14 protein-coding genes are annotated in these 15,520 nt (G+C 73.3%); 9 read left to right on the top strand and 5 right to left on the bottom strand.

Going from position 1 to position 15,520, the window contains the following annotated elements; genetic code table 11:
* Positions 1 to 11: 11 nt before the first annotated feature.
* Together nirD and nirB are read right to left on the bottom strand one after the other, a co-directional pair.
* Positions 12 to 392: a nitrite reductase small subunit NirD gene (gene nirD / locus NFU81_RS11310; RefSeq protein ID WP_251488299.1), complete on the bottom strand. Its 381-nt coding sequence runs from the start codon at positions 390 to 392 to the stop codon at positions 12 to 14.
* The gene (nirB, locus tag NFU81_RS11305) at positions 389 to 2,983 is read right to left on the bottom strand and encodes a nitrite reductase large subunit NirB (RefSeq protein WP_251488296.1); all 2,595 of its coding nucleotides are present in this window, start codon (positions 2,981 to 2,983) and stop codon (positions 389 to 391) included. Before nirB ends, nirD begins: the two co-directional genes overlap by 4 nt.
* Positions 2,984 to 3,192: 209 nt before the next feature.
* On the opposite strand from nirB, the gene NFU81_RS11300 reads away from it, so the two are divergent.
* Together NFU81_RS11300 and NFU81_RS11295 are read left to right on the top strand one after the other, a co-directional pair.
* On the top strand, positions 3,193 to 3,798 hold the full coding sequence (locus NFU81_RS11300; RefSeq protein WP_251488293.1) for a cysteine hydrolase family protein: 606 nt from the start codon (positions 3,193 to 3,195) through the stop codon (positions 3,796 to 3,798).
* Positions 3,795 to 4,703 (top strand): GlxA family transcriptional regulator, encoded by a 909-nt coding sequence (locus tag NFU81_RS11295; RefSeq protein ID WP_251488290.1) that lies wholly within the window; start codon positions 3,795 to 3,797, stop codon positions 4,701 to 4,703. Before NFU81_RS11300 ends, NFU81_RS11295 begins: the two co-directional genes overlap by 4 nt.
* On the opposite strand, the gene NFU81_RS11290 is transcribed toward NFU81_RS11295, so the two are convergent.
* The 3 genes from NFU81_RS11290 to NFU81_RS11280 form a co-directional block, all read right to left on the bottom strand.
* Positions 4,684 to 5,172, bottom strand: coding sequence for an OsmC family protein (locus tag NFU81_RS11290; protein ID WP_251488289.1), 489 nt, complete (start codon positions 5,170 to 5,172; stop codon positions 4,684 to 4,686). The genes NFU81_RS11295 and NFU81_RS11290 overlap by 20 nt on opposite strands.
* 14 nt (positions 5,173 to 5,186) lie before the next feature.
* Positions 5,187 to 5,810: a GntR family transcriptional regulator gene (locus tag NFU81_RS11285; protein ID WP_251488288.1), complete on the bottom strand. Its 624-nt coding sequence runs from the start codon at positions 5,808 to 5,810 to the stop codon at positions 5,187 to 5,189.
* Between the two features lie 242 nt (positions 5,811 to 6,052).
* The gene (locus NFU81_RS11280) at positions 6,053 to 6,721 is read right to left on the bottom strand and encodes a SanA/YdcF family protein (RefSeq protein ID WP_251488287.1); all 669 of its coding nucleotides are present in this window, start codon (positions 6,719 to 6,721) and stop codon (positions 6,053 to 6,055) included.
* A gap of 110 nt (positions 6,722 to 6,831) precedes the next feature.
* On the opposite strand from NFU81_RS11280, the gene NFU81_RS11275 reads away from it, so the two are divergent.
* From NFU81_RS11275 to NFU81_RS11245, 7 genes are all read left to right on the top strand, one after another.
* Positions 6,832 to 7,278 carry a gamma-glutamylcyclotransferase family protein gene (locus NFU81_RS11275; RefSeq protein WP_251488285.1) on the top strand — a complete coding sequence of 149 codons (447 nt, stop codon included), beginning with the start codon at positions 6,832 to 6,834 and terminating at the stop codon, positions 7,276 to 7,278.
* Between the two features lie 66 nt (positions 7,279 to 7,344).
* Positions 7,345 to 8,103 (top strand): sirohydrochlorin chelatase, encoded by a 759-nt coding sequence (locus NFU81_RS11270; RefSeq protein ID WP_251488283.1) that lies wholly within the window; start codon positions 7,345 to 7,347, stop codon positions 8,101 to 8,103.
* A 30-nt stretch (positions 8,104 to 8,133) separates the two neighbouring features.
* Positions 8,134 to 9,429 carry a deoxyguanosinetriphosphate triphosphohydrolase gene (locus NFU81_RS11265; RefSeq protein WP_251488281.1) on the top strand — a complete coding sequence of 432 codons (1,296 nt, stop codon included), beginning with the start codon at positions 8,134 to 8,136 and terminating at the stop codon, positions 9,427 to 9,429.
* A gap of 271 nt (positions 9,430 to 9,700) precedes the next feature.
* Positions 9,701 to 10,963: an NAD(P)/FAD-dependent oxidoreductase gene (locus NFU81_RS11260; protein ID WP_251488279.1), complete on the top strand. Its 1,263-nt coding sequence runs from the start codon at positions 9,701 to 9,703 to the stop codon at positions 10,961 to 10,963.
* 19 nt (positions 10,964 to 10,982) lie between these two features.
* Positions 10,983 to 11,438 (top strand): GNAT family N-acetyltransferase, encoded by a 456-nt coding sequence (locus NFU81_RS11255; protein WP_251488276.1) that lies wholly within the window; start codon positions 10,983 to 10,985, stop codon positions 11,436 to 11,438.
* 58 nt (positions 11,439 to 11,496) lie between these two features.
* Positions 11,497 to 13,422 carry a DNA primase gene (gene dnaG, locus NFU81_RS11250; protein WP_251488274.1) on the top strand — a complete coding sequence of 642 codons (1,926 nt, stop codon included), beginning with the start codon at positions 11,497 to 11,499 and terminating at the stop codon, positions 13,420 to 13,422.
* A 523-nt stretch (positions 13,423 to 13,945) separates the two neighbouring features.
* Positions 13,946 to 15,043 (top strand): RNA polymerase sigma factor, encoded by a 1,098-nt coding sequence (locus NFU81_RS11245; RefSeq protein WP_422665175.1) that lies wholly within the window; start codon positions 13,946 to 13,948, stop codon positions 15,041 to 15,043.
* The last annotated feature ends 477 nt before the right edge of the window (positions 15,044 to 15,520 follow it).

The raw sequence follows: 15,520 nt of genomic DNA, 5'->3' as shown, positions 1-15,520 counted from the left end.
CCGGGGAGCGGTCAGGCCCGCGCGGGCTCCACCCGCACCGGGTAGCTGGCCACCGCCACCGTGTCGTCGTCGAGGCAGCGCCCGTCCGCGAGGTCGAAGCGCTGCTTGAGCAGCGGCGAGGCGACGTAGGTACGGTCCTGGACCGTGCCGAGCAGGCCGTGGCTGAGCACGCCCGCGCCGGTGAAGGGGTCCACGTTGCCGATCGCGTAGAGCCGCCCCGAACGGTCGAGGAAGAGCGCGGCCTGCCGCCCGTCGGGCAGCAGCGCGGCCACCCCGCGGCCCGGCAGCAGCTCCTCGGCGGAGCAGACCGCCAGCCAGCCGTCCGCGGTGCGCAGTTCGACCGTGCCGCGCAGGGCGGTGGCGGGGGAGGAGAGGTCGGTCGTGGCGGTCATGCGGTCACCGTTTCTGTCAGGGCCAGCAGGATCGGCTCGGGCTTGATCTGGCCGCGCTCCGGAACGAAGCGGACGGTCGGGTCGGGGGTGTCGGGCGCGTTGACGAAGGACACGAAACGGCTCAGCCGCTCCGGGTCGTTGATGGTGTCCGCCCACTCGTCGCGGTAGCCGGCGACGTGCGCGGCCATCAGGGCCTCCAGCTCGTCGCAGATGCCCAGCGAGTCGTGGACGACGACGTCGCGCACGTGGTCCAGGCCGCCCGCGATGCGCTGCAGCCACACGCTGGTGCGCTCCAGCGGCTCGGCGGTACGGATGTAGAACATCAGGAAGCGGTCGATGAGCCGCACCAGTTCGGCGTCCGAGAGGTCCTGCGCCAGCAGGTCGGCGTGCCGCGGAGTGGCGCCGCCGTTGCCGCCGACGTACAGGTTCCAGCCGTTGGCGGTGGCGATCACCCCGAAGTCCTTGCTCTGCGCCTCCGCGCACTCGCGGGCGCAGCCGGAGACAGCCGACTTGAGCTTGTGCGGCGAGCGCAGGCCCCGGTAGCGCAGCTCCAGGTCGATCGCCATCCTGACGCTGTCCTGCACGCCGTAGCGGCACCAGGTCTGCCCCACACAGGACTTCACCGTCCGCAGCGCCTTGCCGTACGCGTGGCCCGACTCGAAGCCGGCGTCCACCAGCCGTGTCCAGATCAGCGGCAGCTGCTCCACCCGGGCGCCGAACAGGTCGATGCGCTGGCCGCCGGTGATCTTCGTGTAGAGGCCGAAGTCGCGCGCCACCTCGCCGATCACGATCAGCCGCTCGGGGGTGATCTCACCGCCGGGGATGCGCGGCACGATCGAGTACGAGCCGTTCTTCTGCATGTTGGCCAGGAAGTGGTCGTTGGTGTCCTGCAGCGCGGCCTGCTCGCCGTCCAGGACGTGCACGCTCGCGCCGACAGTGGCGGCCAGCGAGGCCAGGATCGAGGCGACGGCCGGCTTGCAGACCTCGCAGCCGTCGGTGCCGCGCGCGCCCTCCCGGCCGTGGGCGTCCAGCAGTTCGCGGTAGGAGGAGATCCGCAGCGCGAGCACGATCTCGTACAGCTCGGCGCGGGTCTGCGCGAAGTGCGGGCACAGGCCCTTGTCCACCTCGACGCCGCCTGCCTCCAGCTCCGCGGTCACCAGCTGGCCCAGCACCTTCACGCAACTGCCGCAACTGGAACCGGCCTTGGTGCACTTCTTCACGTCCGGCACGCTGGTGCAGTCATGGTCGGTGACGGCGCCGCGGATCGCGCCCTTGGTCACGTTGTTGCAGCTGCAGATCACCGCCTCGTCGGGCAGCGCGGTCGGGCCGAGGGTGACCGGGGCGCCCGCGCCGGCCGGCAGCACCAGGTGCTCCGGCGCGACCGGCGGCACCGAACCCGTCAACGGCCGCAGCACACCGTACGATTCGACGTCGCCGACCAGGATGCCGCCCAGCAGCGTCCCGTCGGAGCCGACCACCAGCTTGCGGTAGATCCCGGAACGGGCGTCGGAGTAGCGGACGTCGAGGCAGCCGTCGGTGGTGCCGTGCGCGTCGCCGAAGCTCGCCACGTCCACGCCCAGCAGCTTGAGCTTGGTCGACAGGTCGGCGCCGGTGAAGGAACCCGCGTCGCCCGCGATGGTCCGCGCCGCCGTCTCGGCCATCTCGTTGCCGGGCGCCACCAGGCCGTAGACCCGGCCGTCGGAGGCGAGCGCGCACTCGCCGATCGCGAAGACCGCCGGGTCCTGCGTACGGCACTGCTCGTCCACGACGATGCCGCCGCGCTCGCCGACCGGCAGCCCGCAGTCCCGCGCCAGGTCGTCCCGCGGGCGGACGCCGGCGGAGAAGACCACCATGCCGGTGGGCAGCACCGAGCCGTCGGACAGGGCCATCCCGCTGACCCGGCCGTCGTCGCCGACGGCGATCTCCTGCGTGCCGACGCCGGTGTGCACGGTCACCCCGAGCCCCTCGACGCTGCGCCGCAGCGCCTGGCCGCCGCCCTCGTCGACCTGCACCGGCATCAGGCGCGGCGCGAACTCCACGACGTGCGTGTCGAGTCCGAGGCCCCTGAGCGCGCCCGCCGCCTCAAGTCCCAGCAGCCCGCCGCCGACCACCGCACCGCTGCTGACGCCCTGCGCGTACGCCTCGATCGCCAGCAGGTCCTCGATGGTGCGGTAGACGAAGCAGCCGTCGGCGTCCTTGCCCGGCACCGGCGGGACGAACGGGTACGAGCCGGTGGCCAGCACCAGCGTGTCGTAGCCCACCGTCAGGCCCGAACGGGCCGTCACCGTACAGGACTCGCGGTCCACTGCGACCGCCGGGTCGCCCACGTGCAGCTCGATGCCGTGCCGCGCCATGAAGCCGTCCTCGACCATCGACAGGTCCTCGGGGCTGGCTCCTTCGGAGAAGTACGACGTCAGGTGCACCCGGTCGTACGCCGGGCGCGGCTCCTCGCACAGCACGACGACCCGCGCCCGCTCGGTCACCCCGCGGTCGGCGAGGGCTTCGAGGAAGCGCTGGCCGACCATCCCGTGACCGACCAGCACGATCGTGTTGTCCCTGGTGTTGCGGCTCGTAGCCGTGGTGACAGCCATGCTCAGAAACCTCCGTCGTCGGCCATGCCCCGAGCCTGGGCCGCGGCTGTTTCCCACCCGCATCCCCGCCATTAACCGAAAGGAACGGTGCGCTCATCCGCCCCCGCGCCGGACTGTGAGCCGGTCCTGTGGGCGGTGACCGGATCGTTCCGCACCGGGTCGCGATCGTGTCTGGCGGCGGCACCGCCGCGTCGCGCAGGATTCCGGCTATGACAGCCATCGGTAACACCGCGAACACCGCGCTCATCGTCGTCGACGTCCAGGAGTCCTTCAGGCAGCGGGACAGCTGGCAGGCCGCCTCCGACCCCGACGTGGCCGACAAGGTCGCCCTGCTGGTCGAACACTCCCGGCTGCACGGCCACCTGGTGGTGTGGGTGCTGCACTCCGAGCCCGGCAGCGGCACCGTCTTCGACCCCGCGCTCGGCCACGTCCGGCCGATCGAGGGGCTGGCCCCCGCGCCCGGCGAGCCGGTGCTCACCAAGACGTCGCACAACGCCTTCACCACGACCAACCTGCAGCAGATCCTGACCGAGCGGGGCATCCGCGCCCTGACCACCTGCGGCATCCGCACCGAGCAGTGCGTCGAGACCACCACCCGGCTGGCGAGCGACCTCGGCTACGACGTCACCTTCGTCGTCGACGCCACCGCCACCGAGCCCATCGCGCACCGCGACGCGCCCGCAGGGCGCCCGATCGCCGAGGTGCTCGCCGACCCGCGTACGCTGCTGCCCGCCGAGATCATCGCCCGTACCGAATACGCGCTGGCGGGTCGCTTCGCCACCGTCACCACCGTCAAGGAGCTGACCGGATCGTGAGCCGGGTGGTCTTCCTGCTCGTCCCGCGGCTGCATCTGCTCGACCTCGCGGGACCCGCCCAGGTGTTCTCCACCGCCGCCGACCAGGGCCTCGGACACACCTTGCACTACGCGGCCGAGCAGGCGGACGTACCCACCGCGCAGGGCATCGCGCTGCGCGCCGACCCGGTGCTGCCCGCGCTCGGCGCGGGCGACCTGATCCTCGTGCCCGGCTGGCGCTCGCACAGCCTGCGCGACAACGGGCGGCTGGCCCCCGCCACCCTCGACTGGCTGCGCGACCACCACGCGGCGGGCGGCACCGTCGCGAGCGTCTGCGCGGGGGCCGACGCGCTGGGCCGCGCCGGCCTGCTCGACGGCCGCCGCTGCACCACCCACCACGACGTCCAGGACGAACTGGCCCGCCGCTACCCGCGGGCCACCGTCGTACGCGACGTCCTCTACGTCGTCGACGGCCGGGTCGTCACCTCCGCCGGCATCGCCAGCGGCATCGACCTGGCCCTGCACCTGGTCGCCGTGCAGCACGGCCCCGGCGCCGCGGCGCGCATCGCCCGCGAGATGGTCGTCTACGCCCGCCGCAACGGCGACGAGCAGCAGACCAGCGCGATGCTCAGGCACCGCTCCCACGTCAGCGACGCGGTCCACCGCGCCCAGGACCTCATCGACGCCCGCTACGGCGACCGCCTCGCCCTCGCCGACCTGGCCACCGCCACCGGCCTGAGCGAACGCACCCTCACCCGCCGCTTCTCCGCGGCCACCGGCCTGACACCGCTGCGCTACCAGCACGAGTTGCGCATCGAACGTGCGGAACACCTCATCGCCCACGGCACGACGGTGGAGTCCGCGGCGCGGGCGGTGGGCTTCCAGGACGCGAGGATGCTGCGCAGGCTCAGGGCGCGGACGCCGTGACCGTCACCGCCGGGCTGTGGCGGACGGGGAAGTTGACGGAGTTCGCGATGAAGCACAGCCGGTGGGCGTCGGCGTGCAGGGCGGCGGCCTTCTCCGCCATGGCCGCGTCGGCGACCTCCACCGCCGGGTGCAGCACCGCCTCGGTGAAGTGCCCGCCGCCGTCCGGGGTCTGGACCATCGTGCCGGCGGCCTGGTCGGTGTAGCCGGTCACCGTCACGCCGTTGACCGCGCACAGGTGCAGATACGCCATCATGTGGCACTGCGACAGGGCGGCGAGCAGCAGCAGTTCGGGATTCCAGCGGCTCGCGTCCCCGCGGAAGGCCGGGTCGGACGACCCGAGCAGGACCGGCACGCCGGGGGCTGACACCTCGTGGGCGCGCTCGTAGGCGCGGTAATTACTCGTGCCCGAGCCGAGGTTGCCGGTCCACACCAGGTCGGTGCGGTAGGTGTGGGTGTTCGCTGACGCCATCAGGGCGGGTCCTTTCAGCCGCAGGTGTCGAGTACGTGCCGGCGGGCGATACCGGCTGCGTCCGCTGCCCGGCCCTCGGTGATCGCGGCCAGCAGATCGCGGTGCTGGCCGTTCACCAGCGCCGGTCGGTGCGGCGGGTCGAGCGAGGCGCGCGTGGAGACCACGATCTGGTCCCACAGGCGCTCCAGGACGGCCTGCGCGGGGGCGTTCGCGGACAGGGCCGCGATGCGGCTGTGGAAGCGGCGGTTGTACGTCACCGCCTCCGCGAAACGGCCCGCCGCGGTGGCCTCCTCCGTCAGGGCCGTGTCCGCCTCCAGCGCTGTCAGCTCCGCCGGGGCGATCCGGCCTGCGGCCTGGCGTTCCGCGGCCAGCTCCGCGGTCAGCGCCTCCAGCGCCGCCCGCACCCGGTAGGTGTCCCGGAGCGCCGCCGCGTCCAGCGCCGTCACCACGACGCCGCGGCCGTCCGCGCTCCTGACCAGGCCGTCGGCCTCCAGCCCCCGCAGTGCCTCCCTGACCGGCGTCCGGCTCATCGCCAGCACGCCGGCGACCTCCGTCTCGGTCAGCCGCTCCCCGGGCGCGTACGCGCCCCCCACGATCAGCTCCCGCAATCGCGCGTGCGCTGCGTCTGTCTGCTGCATGCCACCAGCGTACCGCGTGCACGGTATGCATTGCATGCAGCCCCCGCGGGAGTGCCCTTGCGCTGCGCGCGTGCCTGGCAAGCCACGATGCGGCCGCAGGTAAGGGATGCGCCGCAGGGGGCACTCACCTGGGGCGCGGGGAACTGCGCGCTCAGCCGCCGTGGCGGGAAAGACGACCGCTTACCCGCAAGGGGCACTCACCCCCCCGGGGGTCCCGGGGTATGCGTACCCGGGGAGGGGGCTCAGGGCTGTGCCAGGGCAGCGGGTATGTGGGGGTCCGGGGGTCCCAGGAAGCGGGGCGACGGGTGGACGGCGGCGTCCACCGCCGCCTTCCCGGCGGCAAGGATCTCGCGGGCGCCGCCCGCGAACCACGTCACGTCGTGCGGCTCGTCGACGCCGACGCCGTAAACGTCGAGGCCCGCCGCCTCGCAGAGGGCCACGGCCCGCCGGATGTGAAAGCCCTGGCTGACCAGAACCGCCCGCCGCACCCCGAAAACGCGCTTCGCGCGACTGCACGAGTCCCACGTGTCGAACCCCGCGTCGTCGACGACCACCCGGTCGGACGGCACCCCGTGGGCGACGAGATACGTCCGCATCGCGCCGGGCTCGTCGTACGCCGTGCGGCTGTTGTCCCCGGTGACGAGCAGCACCCGCACCTTCCCGGCCCGGTACAGCTCGGCCGCCGCGTCGAGCCGGTGCGCGAGGTACGGCGACGGGTGGCCGCCGTTGAGGCCCGCGCCGAAGACGACGCCGACGGGCTCGGCCGGTACGTCGGCCAGGTCGCGCACCCGCCCGCCGCCCGCGAGCTGGACCCACACCGCCGGCAGCAGCCCGACCGTGCAGAGCGCCGCGATCACCTGCACGGTGCGCCGCCACCCCGTGCGGGTCCGTGGCAGCCGCAGTCCACGCATGCCGTACCCCCCTCGTCACGGTGTCCGACGCGGCAGGAGCACCCCCGGTTGCGGCCTCGTGCGGCATCCTCTGAGGAACGCGGCCCGCATCGCAGAGCCCGGAGGCCCCCGTGACCGACCGCCGTCTGCCGTTCTTCGTCTACGGCACGCTGCTGCCCGGTGAGCGCAACCACCGGCTGCTGGCCGGGCGTACCCGCTCGTGGACCCCGGCGGTGCTGCCGGGCGCGCTGATCTTCCGCGGCCCGGGGTATCCCTTCGCCGTGGCGGACCCGGCGGGTGCGGGAGTGGTGCACGGCGAGGTAGTGGACATAGCCGAGGCAATGTACGACGCCGTTCTCGCCGACCTGGACCGCCTGGAGGACTACACGCCGGGCGACCCCGCGAACCGCTACGAGCGGGTGAGCCGGGCGGTGCGCGGCGAGCGCGGGCAGACCGAGGCGTGGGTGTACCTGGCAGGCCCCGTCACCACCAGGGACCTGCTGCCGAGCGCCGACCGCATCCCCGGCGGCGACTGGCGCAACCGCGACAAGCTCACCGGCGGCGGCACCGGCCTGTGATGCCCGGGCAAAGATCCGTGACCCTTGCGCAACGGCGACGCAACGCCTTTCGCGCACCATGGACGTATGACATTCATCCGCCCCGCCCTGGTGGCCGTCGCCCACGGCAGCCGTGACCCCCGCGCGCTGCCGGCCGTGCGCGCGCTGCTCGAACGGGTGAGGGCGGCGAGGCCCGGCCTTGACGTAAGGCTCGGCCATGTCGAGCTGAACGAGCCGCTGCTCCCCGACACCCTTGCCGCGCTGCGCGGCGAAGCCGTGCTGGTGCCGCTGCTGCTGGGCCGCGGCCACCACGTCAAGCACGACCTGCCCACGGCCCTGTCCGCGGCGCACTGGCTGCGCGGCACGGTCGCCGCCCCGCTCGGCCCGCACCCGCTGCTCGCGGCGGTCCTGCACGACCGGCTGCTCGCGGCGGGCTGGCCGCCCGGCCCGGGTGCAGCGGCGGGGCGTGCCGTCGTCCTGGCCGCCGCCGGGTCGCGGGACCCGGACTCAGCCGCCGACACCGGGCGCATGGCGGAGATGCTCGCCGCCCGCCTCGGGGTGCCCGTGCTGCCCGCGTACGCCTCCGCCGCCGCACCCACCGTCGGCGACGCGGTCGACGCGCTCGCCGCCCGCGGCATCGATCCGCGGCACATTGCGGTGGCGTCGTACTTCACCGCGCCCGGGCGGTTCGCCACCCAGACGTCCGCGGCGGCGCCCTGGATCGCGGCGGCACCGCTCGGCGCGCACGAGGCGATGGCCCGGCTCGTCCTGCACCGCTACGACGAGGCCGTACGCGCGCTGCGCGCGCCCGCGCGGCTGCCCCTGCTGCTCGCCCGCGCGAGCTGAAACAGCCGCTCGCCCGCTACCGTCGGGCGCATGGACCGCGATGACCTGCGTCTGGGCACTTACGAGCGCTACGGCCCCTACGGGGCGGCCGACACGGACCGTTACGTCCCCGAGCCGGACAAGCGCCCCGGGCGTACCGCCTTCCAGCGCGACCGGGCCAGGGTGCTGCACTCCGCCGCGCTGCGCCGTCTCGCGGGAAAGACGCAGGTCGTCGACCCGGGCGTCAGCGACGCCGCCGTGCCCGACACGAGCCCGCGCACCCGGCTCACGCACTCGCTGGAGTGCGCGCAGGTCGGCCGCGAACTGGGCGCGGCCCTCGGCTGCGACCCCGACCTGGTCGAGACCGCGTGCCTGGCGCACGACCTGGGGCACCCGCCCTTCGGGCACAACGGCGAGATGGTGCTGGCCGAGATCGCCGCGGACTGCGGGGGCTTCGAGGGCAACGCGCAGAGCCTGCGGCTGCTCACCAGGATCGAACCCAAGCGGTTCGCGTCCGCGGACGTGAGCGTGGGGCTGAACCTCACCCGGGCGGCGCTCGACGCCGCCACCAAATACCCGTGGCCGCGGGGCGGCAACCCGGGTGCGCCCGGGAGCCCCAAATTCGGGGTCTACGAGGACGACCTCCCCGTCTTCGGCTGGGTGCGGCAGGACGCGCCGGACGGCAGGCAGTGCTTCGAGGCGCAGGTCATGGACTGGTCCGACGACGTCGCGTACTCCGTGCACGACGTCGAGGACGGCCTGCAGGCCGGGCACATCGACCCCCGCGCACTGACCTCGGGTCCCGAGCGGGGGGAGGTCTTCGCGTGCGCCGCGGCCCGTTACGCGCCCTCCGACGCCTCGCCCGAGGAACTGGCCGCCGCCCTCGACCGGCTGCTCGCCCAGCCGTGGTGGCCGGGCCACTACGACGGCACCGCCCTCGACCAGGCCCGCCTCAAGGACGCGGCCTCGCAGCTCATCGGGCGCTTCTGCCTCGCCGCCGAGGGCGCGACGCGCGAGCGGTACGGCACGGCCCGGCTGACGCGGTACGGGGCCGAGCTCGTCGTGCCGCGCGAGCAGCGGCTGGAGTGCGCCGTCCTGAAGGCCGTGGCCGACTGCTACGTCATGCAGCGGGCCGCGCAGGCGCGCAGGCGTGCCGAGCAGCGCGTCGTCATCGCCGAGCTTGCAGCCGCGCTGCTGGCCCGAGCGCCCATAGGGCTCGACCCGCAGTTCGCGGCGATCTTCGCTGCCGCTCCGGACGACGCGGCTCGGCGGCGTGCCGTCGTCGACCAGATCGCGTCCCTCACGGACGCGGCCGCGACGGCGTTGCACGCACGCCTTACGCGGTGACCGCTGTCCCCCCGCCCAGCCCCTCCCGGCCGTCTCCGGGACCTTCCCCCGGTGGCGGGTTGCGCGCGCAGTTCCTCGCGCCCCTAAGGTCATGCCCCTTGCGGCGGGCTGGCATCTTTCGCGCGGCCAGCCCCCAGCGGGGCGCGGTCCCGGGGGACGGATGAGGGCAGGACGGGGGGTGCCCCGGGAAGACATGGCGTGGCGCTCTTCCCGAGGGGCGCGGCGTGAGGGACGCTCACGGGTAAGGAAAGACAGGCAGGGGAGGCGCACAGTGGTGGACGCACACCAGACCTTCGTGATCGTCGGAGCAGGGCTCGCCGGGGCGAAAGCCGCGGAGACGCTGCGCTCCGAGGGATTCACCGGCCGGGTGATACTGATCGGGGACGAGCGCGACCACCCGTACGAACGGCCACCCCTGTCCAAGGGGTATCTGACGGGCAGCGCGGAGCGCGACTCCGCCTTCGTGCAGCAACCCGGCTGGTACGCGGAACACGACGTCGAACTGCACCTGGGCCAGCCCGTGGTGCATCTGGACAAGAAGACCCGCACCATCACCCTCGGCGACGGTTCGACGCTCATCTACGACAAGCTGCTGCTCGCGACCGGCTCGGAGCCGCGGCGGCTGGACATCCCGGGTACGGACCTGGCCGGCGTGCACCACCTGCGCCGGCTCGCGCACGCGGACCGGCTCAAGCACGTACTGACCAGCCTCGGCCGGGAGAACGGCCACCTGGTGATCGCCGGGGCCGGCTGGATCGGCCTGGAGGTGGCAGCCGCGGCCCGCGGCTACGGCGCCGAGGTGACCGTGGTGGAGCCCGGCCCGACCCCGCTGCACGGGGTGCTCGGCCCGGAGCTGGGAGCGGTCTTCACCGACCTGCACGTCGAGCACGGCGTCCGCTTCCACTTCGGCGCGCGGCTGACCGAGATCACCGGGCAGGACGGCATGGTCCTGGCCGCCCTCACCGACGACGGCCAGGAGCACCCGGCGCACGACGTGCTCGCCGCGATCGGCGCGGCCCCGCGCACCGCGCTGGCGGAGGTCGCGGGCCTGGCGCTGGTCCCGCGGGAGGAGGGCGGCGGCATCGCGGTGGACGCCTCCCTGCGCACCTCGGACCCGGACATCTTCGCGGCGGGCGACGTCGCGAACGCCGAGCACCCGCTGCTGGGAGGCCGGCTGCGGACCGAGCACTGGGCGAACGCCCTGAACGGCGGCCCCGCGGCCGCGAAGGCCATGCTCGGCCGCGAGGTGTCCTACGACCGCGTGCCGTACTTCTTCTCCGACCAGTACGACCTGGGCATGGAGTACTCGGGCCACGCGGTCCCCGGCTCGTACGACCAGGTGGTGTGCCGCGGCGATCTCGGAAAGCGGGAGTTCATCGCCTTCTGGCTGCGCGACCGCCGGGTGCTGGCGGGCATGAACGTCAACGTCTGGGACGTGACCGAGCAGATCCAGCAGCTGATCCGCTCCGGCCGACAGGTGGACCCCGAGGCGCTGTCGGACCCGTCGGTCCCGCTAACCTCGTTCCTGGACTGACCAGGAAGGACGCCCCGCCATGCCCGTTTCGCGCACCGCCGTCGTACCCGTCGAGGAGATATTCGCCCTGCGGTGGGCGGTGCTGCGGACCGGGCTGCCGCGGGAGACCGCGATCTACCCGGAGGACGCGCTGCCCGGCACCTTCCACGTCGCCGCCTACGACGAGGCCGGCGCCGTCCAGGGCTGCGCCACCTTCTTCCCCGACGCCCTTCCGGGCGAGGCGGCCACAGCGTACCGCTTCCGCGGTATGGGCAGCGCGCCCGAGGTGCGCGGCCAGGGCTTCGGCGGCGCCGCGCTCACCGCGGGCCTGCGCGAGAGCGCGGCCCGCGGCGCGGCCGTGGTGTGGTGCAACGGCCGGATCGCGGCCACCGGCTTCTACCACCACCTGGGCTTCACGGCCGTCGGCGAGGAGTTCACGATCGAGCCGAGCGGCCCGCACTACGTCTTCGTGACGAAGGACCTCGACCGGCCGTGACCGCGCGGCCGTGACCGCGGCGGCGGAAGCTGTCCGAGCCGAGCCGTAGACTTCACGCGTGGCGGGCAGGATCAGGGACGACGACGTGAAGGCGGTACGGGACGCCGTCCCGATCGACGCCGTCGTCTCCGAGTACCTCCAGTTGAAGAACGCCGGCGGCGGCAATCTGAAGGGCCTGTGCCCCTTCCACGACGAGAAGTCGCCGTCCTTCCAGGTCAGCCCGTCCAAGGGCCTCTTCCACTGCTTCGGCTGCGGCGAGGGCGGTGACACCCTGGCCTTCGTGATGAAGGTCGACCACCTGTCCTTCACCGAGGCCGTCGAGCGGCTGGCCGGGCAGGCCGGCATCACCCTGCGGTACGAGGAGGGCGGGCACGTGCCCGGCCGCCAGCAGGGCGAGCGCATCAGGCTGGTCGAGGCGCACCGGGCGGCCGCCGCCTTCTACGTCGAGCAACTGGGCGGAGCCGAGGCCGAGATCGGCCGGCAGTTCCTGGCCGCGCGGGGCTTCGACCAGGCCGCGGCCGAGCACTTCGGGGTCGGGTACGCCCCCGCCGGGTGGGACCACCTGGTGCGGTTCCTGCGCGGGAAGGGCTTCTCCGACAAGGAGCTGATCACCGCGGGGCTGGCCCTGGAGAGCCGCCGCGGCGGTGCGATCGACCGTTTCCGCGGCCGGCTGATCTGGCCGATCAGGGACATCACCGGCGAGGTGATCGGCTTCGGCGCGCGCAAGCTGCGCGAGGACGACCAGGGGCCGAAGTACCTGAACACCTCGGAGACCCCGCTCTACCGCAAGTCCCAGGTGCTCTATGGCATCGACCTGGCCAAGAAGGAGATCGCCAGGACCGGGCGGGCGGTCGTGGTGGAGGGCTACACCGACGTGATGGCCTGCCACCTGGCCGGGGTCACCACCGCCATCGCCACCTGCGGTACGTCCTTCGGCGGCGACCACATCAAGATCCTGCGCCGCCTGCTGATGGACAACGCCACCTCGGAGGTCGTCTTCACCTTCGACGGCGACGAGGCCGGGCAGAAGGCGGCGCTGCGGGCGTTCGAGGACGACCAGAAGTTCGCCGCCGAGACGTCCATCGCGGTCACCCCCGGCGGTATGGACCCCTGTGAACTGCGGCTCGCCGAGGGCGACGCGGCGGTGCAGCGGCTGATCGACGGGCGCACCCCGCTGTTCGCGTTCGCGCTGCGCTCGATCGTGTCGCGCTACAACCTGGACACCGACGAGGGCCGGGTCGCGGCGGTCGACGCGGCCGTCCCCGTGGTCGCGGCGATCAAGAACCAGGCGCTGCGCGACCGTTACGCGATCCGGCTGGTCGGCATGGCGGGCATCGGCACGCAGGCCGAGGAGGTCTCGATGATCCGCCGGGTGCGGGCGATGTCCCGCGCCCGCGCGGCCGGCGGCGGCGCCACGACGGGCCGCCCGGAGTACGCCCGCCGACCCGAGCGCGGGCCGGCCGCCACCGCACCGTCCCCGCAGAACGTGCCGCGCGGGCCGCGCCTGGACCTGCGCAGCCCCGCGCACCGGGTGGAGCGCGAGCTGCTGAAGCTGGCCCTGCAGTATCCGGCGCTGGTCTCCCCGGCTTTCGACGCCTACGGCGAGGACGAGTTCACCGGCCCGCCCTACGTCCAGGTGCGCCGGGTGATCGCCGAGGTCGGCGGGGTGGAGCAGGCGGACGCGGAATTCCTGATCCGGGTGCGCGAGGCCGCGCCCGACGACACCGTACGGATGATGGTGACCGAGCTGGCGGTGGAGCCGGTCATGCACAAGTCCCCGGAGTTCTACGCGGGCGAGGTGCTGGTGCGGGTGCGCCTGCTGGCCGTCGAGCGCCGCGTCGCCCAGGTCCACGCGACCCAGGCCCGCCTCACGGCCCAGGGCGTCCGCCCGGACGCCCCCGAGGTCACCGCGGCCCTCGGCGAGTTGTGGGCGCTCCAGCAGTACGGGCAGCGACTGCGGGAGCAGGGCGCGGCGGCGCTGTAGGCCGCCCGGACTCGGGGGAGTTCCCCGTTCGCCGGCTCCCGCTCCGCCGCGGGTGCCAGACTGAAGCCGGCCACCTCCCTGCCGGAGGGGGTCTGCCGGCCGTCCGGCCTCCGGGACGGCGAGTACCGCGGGAAGGGTGCGACCCTCATACAGCAGAGCAGGCAGAAGGCCCGGGTACTGGCCCGGGTCTCCCTGGCGCTCCTGGTCCCTGTCGCCGTCTTCGCCGGCTTCAGCGGCCACGTGTGGGTGACGGCCGGTCTCGCAGTCGCCGCCCTGGGAACGGCTCCGCGCGCCTTCTAGGCGATGCGCTCCATTGAGGCCACGCGCGGCATGCTCAGGGGTGAGCGTGGCGGAACGAACGCGAAGCGTGACGGAAAACGAAAAAGCGGGCGCACGACCCTCGTGGCATCGGCCCTGCGTGGGCCACACTGGGTGACGGCCCAGAGCCCGCCTCGGCTCCCTCCCGAGCCTTCTCCGAGCCCTCTCAGAGCCCAATGTCGCGCTCACCGCGGAGGTCGCTTCCGTGCAGACGCAAACCAGAACAGCTCATGCCAGGGTGCCGGAGCAGCGCGCAGAGCCGGAACCGCCGCTCGACGAGACGCCGAACTTCGAACCGACCGACGACGCCGCGGCGGAACCCGTGGCCGACCCCGTGGCCGAGGTGGTGGCCGAACCGGCGGTCCCGCGCCGCCCGCGGGCCGACCCGAGCGGGCCGTCCGCGGACCTCTTCCGGCAGTATCTGCGCGAGATCGGCCGCATCCCGCTGCTCACCGCCGAGCAGGAGGTCCAGCTGGCCCGGCAGGTCGAGGCGGGGCTTTTCGCCGAGGAGAAGCTGACCGCCTTCCCCGACCTGGACTCGCAGCTCGCGGTGGACCTGGATTGCATCGTGGTGCAGGGCCGGGTGGCCAAGCGCCGCCTGATCGAGGCGAACCTGCGCCTGGTGGTGTCGGTGGCGAAACGTTACGTCGGGCGCGGCCTGACCATGCTCGACCTCGTCCAGGAGGGCAATCTCGGGCTGATCAGGGCTGTCGAGAAGTTCGACTACGCCCGCGGCTACAAGTTCTCCACGTATGCCACGTGGTGGATCCGCCAGGCCATGTCCCGCGCGCTCGCCGACCAGGCCCGGACGATACGCGTCCCGGTCCACGTCGTGGAGCTGATCAACCGGGTCATCCGCGTCCAGCGCCGGCTGCTCCAGGAACGCGGCCAGGAACCCACCCCCGAGGACGTCGCCGTCCAGCTCGACATCACGCCCGAGCGGGTCTGCGAAGTCCTCCGCCTCGCCCAGGAACCGGTGTCGCTGCACGCGCCGGTCGGCGAGGAGGACGACGTGGCCCTCGCCGACCTCATCGAGGACGGCGACGCCGCCTCCCCGGTGGAGTCCGCCGCCTTCCTGCTGCTGCGCGAACACCTCGAAGCGGTCCTGTCGACCCTCGGCGAACGCGAACGCAGGGTCGTCCAGCTCCGCTACGGCCTCGCGGACGGCCGCCCCCGCACCCTGGAGGAGATCGGCCGCCTCTTCGGCGTCACCCGCGAACGCATCCGCCAGATCGAGTCCAAGACCCTGAACAAGCTCCGCGACCACACCTTCGCGGACCAGCTGCGCGGCTACCTGGACTAGGCAGTTTCGTTCGGATCAGCCGGTCGTCGGGTCCGGGCGCGCCATCCGTTGACGCCGTGCCGTCGACGGATGGGCAAGCAGGGGGCGCCGTCCCGCGCGGGACAGGCCGTGCACCCGAGCGCTGCCGGACCGGACCGCCGCTGTCGGTCGTCGAGCGCGCCGCCGGCCGGACCCGCGCCGAACCCGCCGCGCCCGGTAGCCGGGCGACGGCCTGACTCCGATCCGCGCGCCGGTCCAGGCGTGAGTAAAGAATTGGCCGTGAACTGTCAAGTTTTCCCCACGCCGACCGACGTATCTCTGTAGACGAAGTGGCTGCGTAACCCCCGAATCGGGACCCAGCGGAGGCGTACCGGCTGGTGAGGGCGCCGTTTTCGACTATTGACCGGGTCACGCCAATCTGCTTCTCTGTCGCACGGCGCACCCCCACCACCCACCTGTCGGATCCTCGGCACGCACCATCGCAGTCGGTTCTGTGTC

It is taken from the genome of Actinacidiphila cocklensis (assembly GCF_907177275.1).
Lineage (GTDB): Bacteria > Actinomycetota > Actinomycetes > Streptomycetales > Streptomycetaceae > Actinacidiphila > Actinacidiphila cocklensis.
This window is presented reverse-complemented; position numbering and strand designations above follow the sequence as displayed.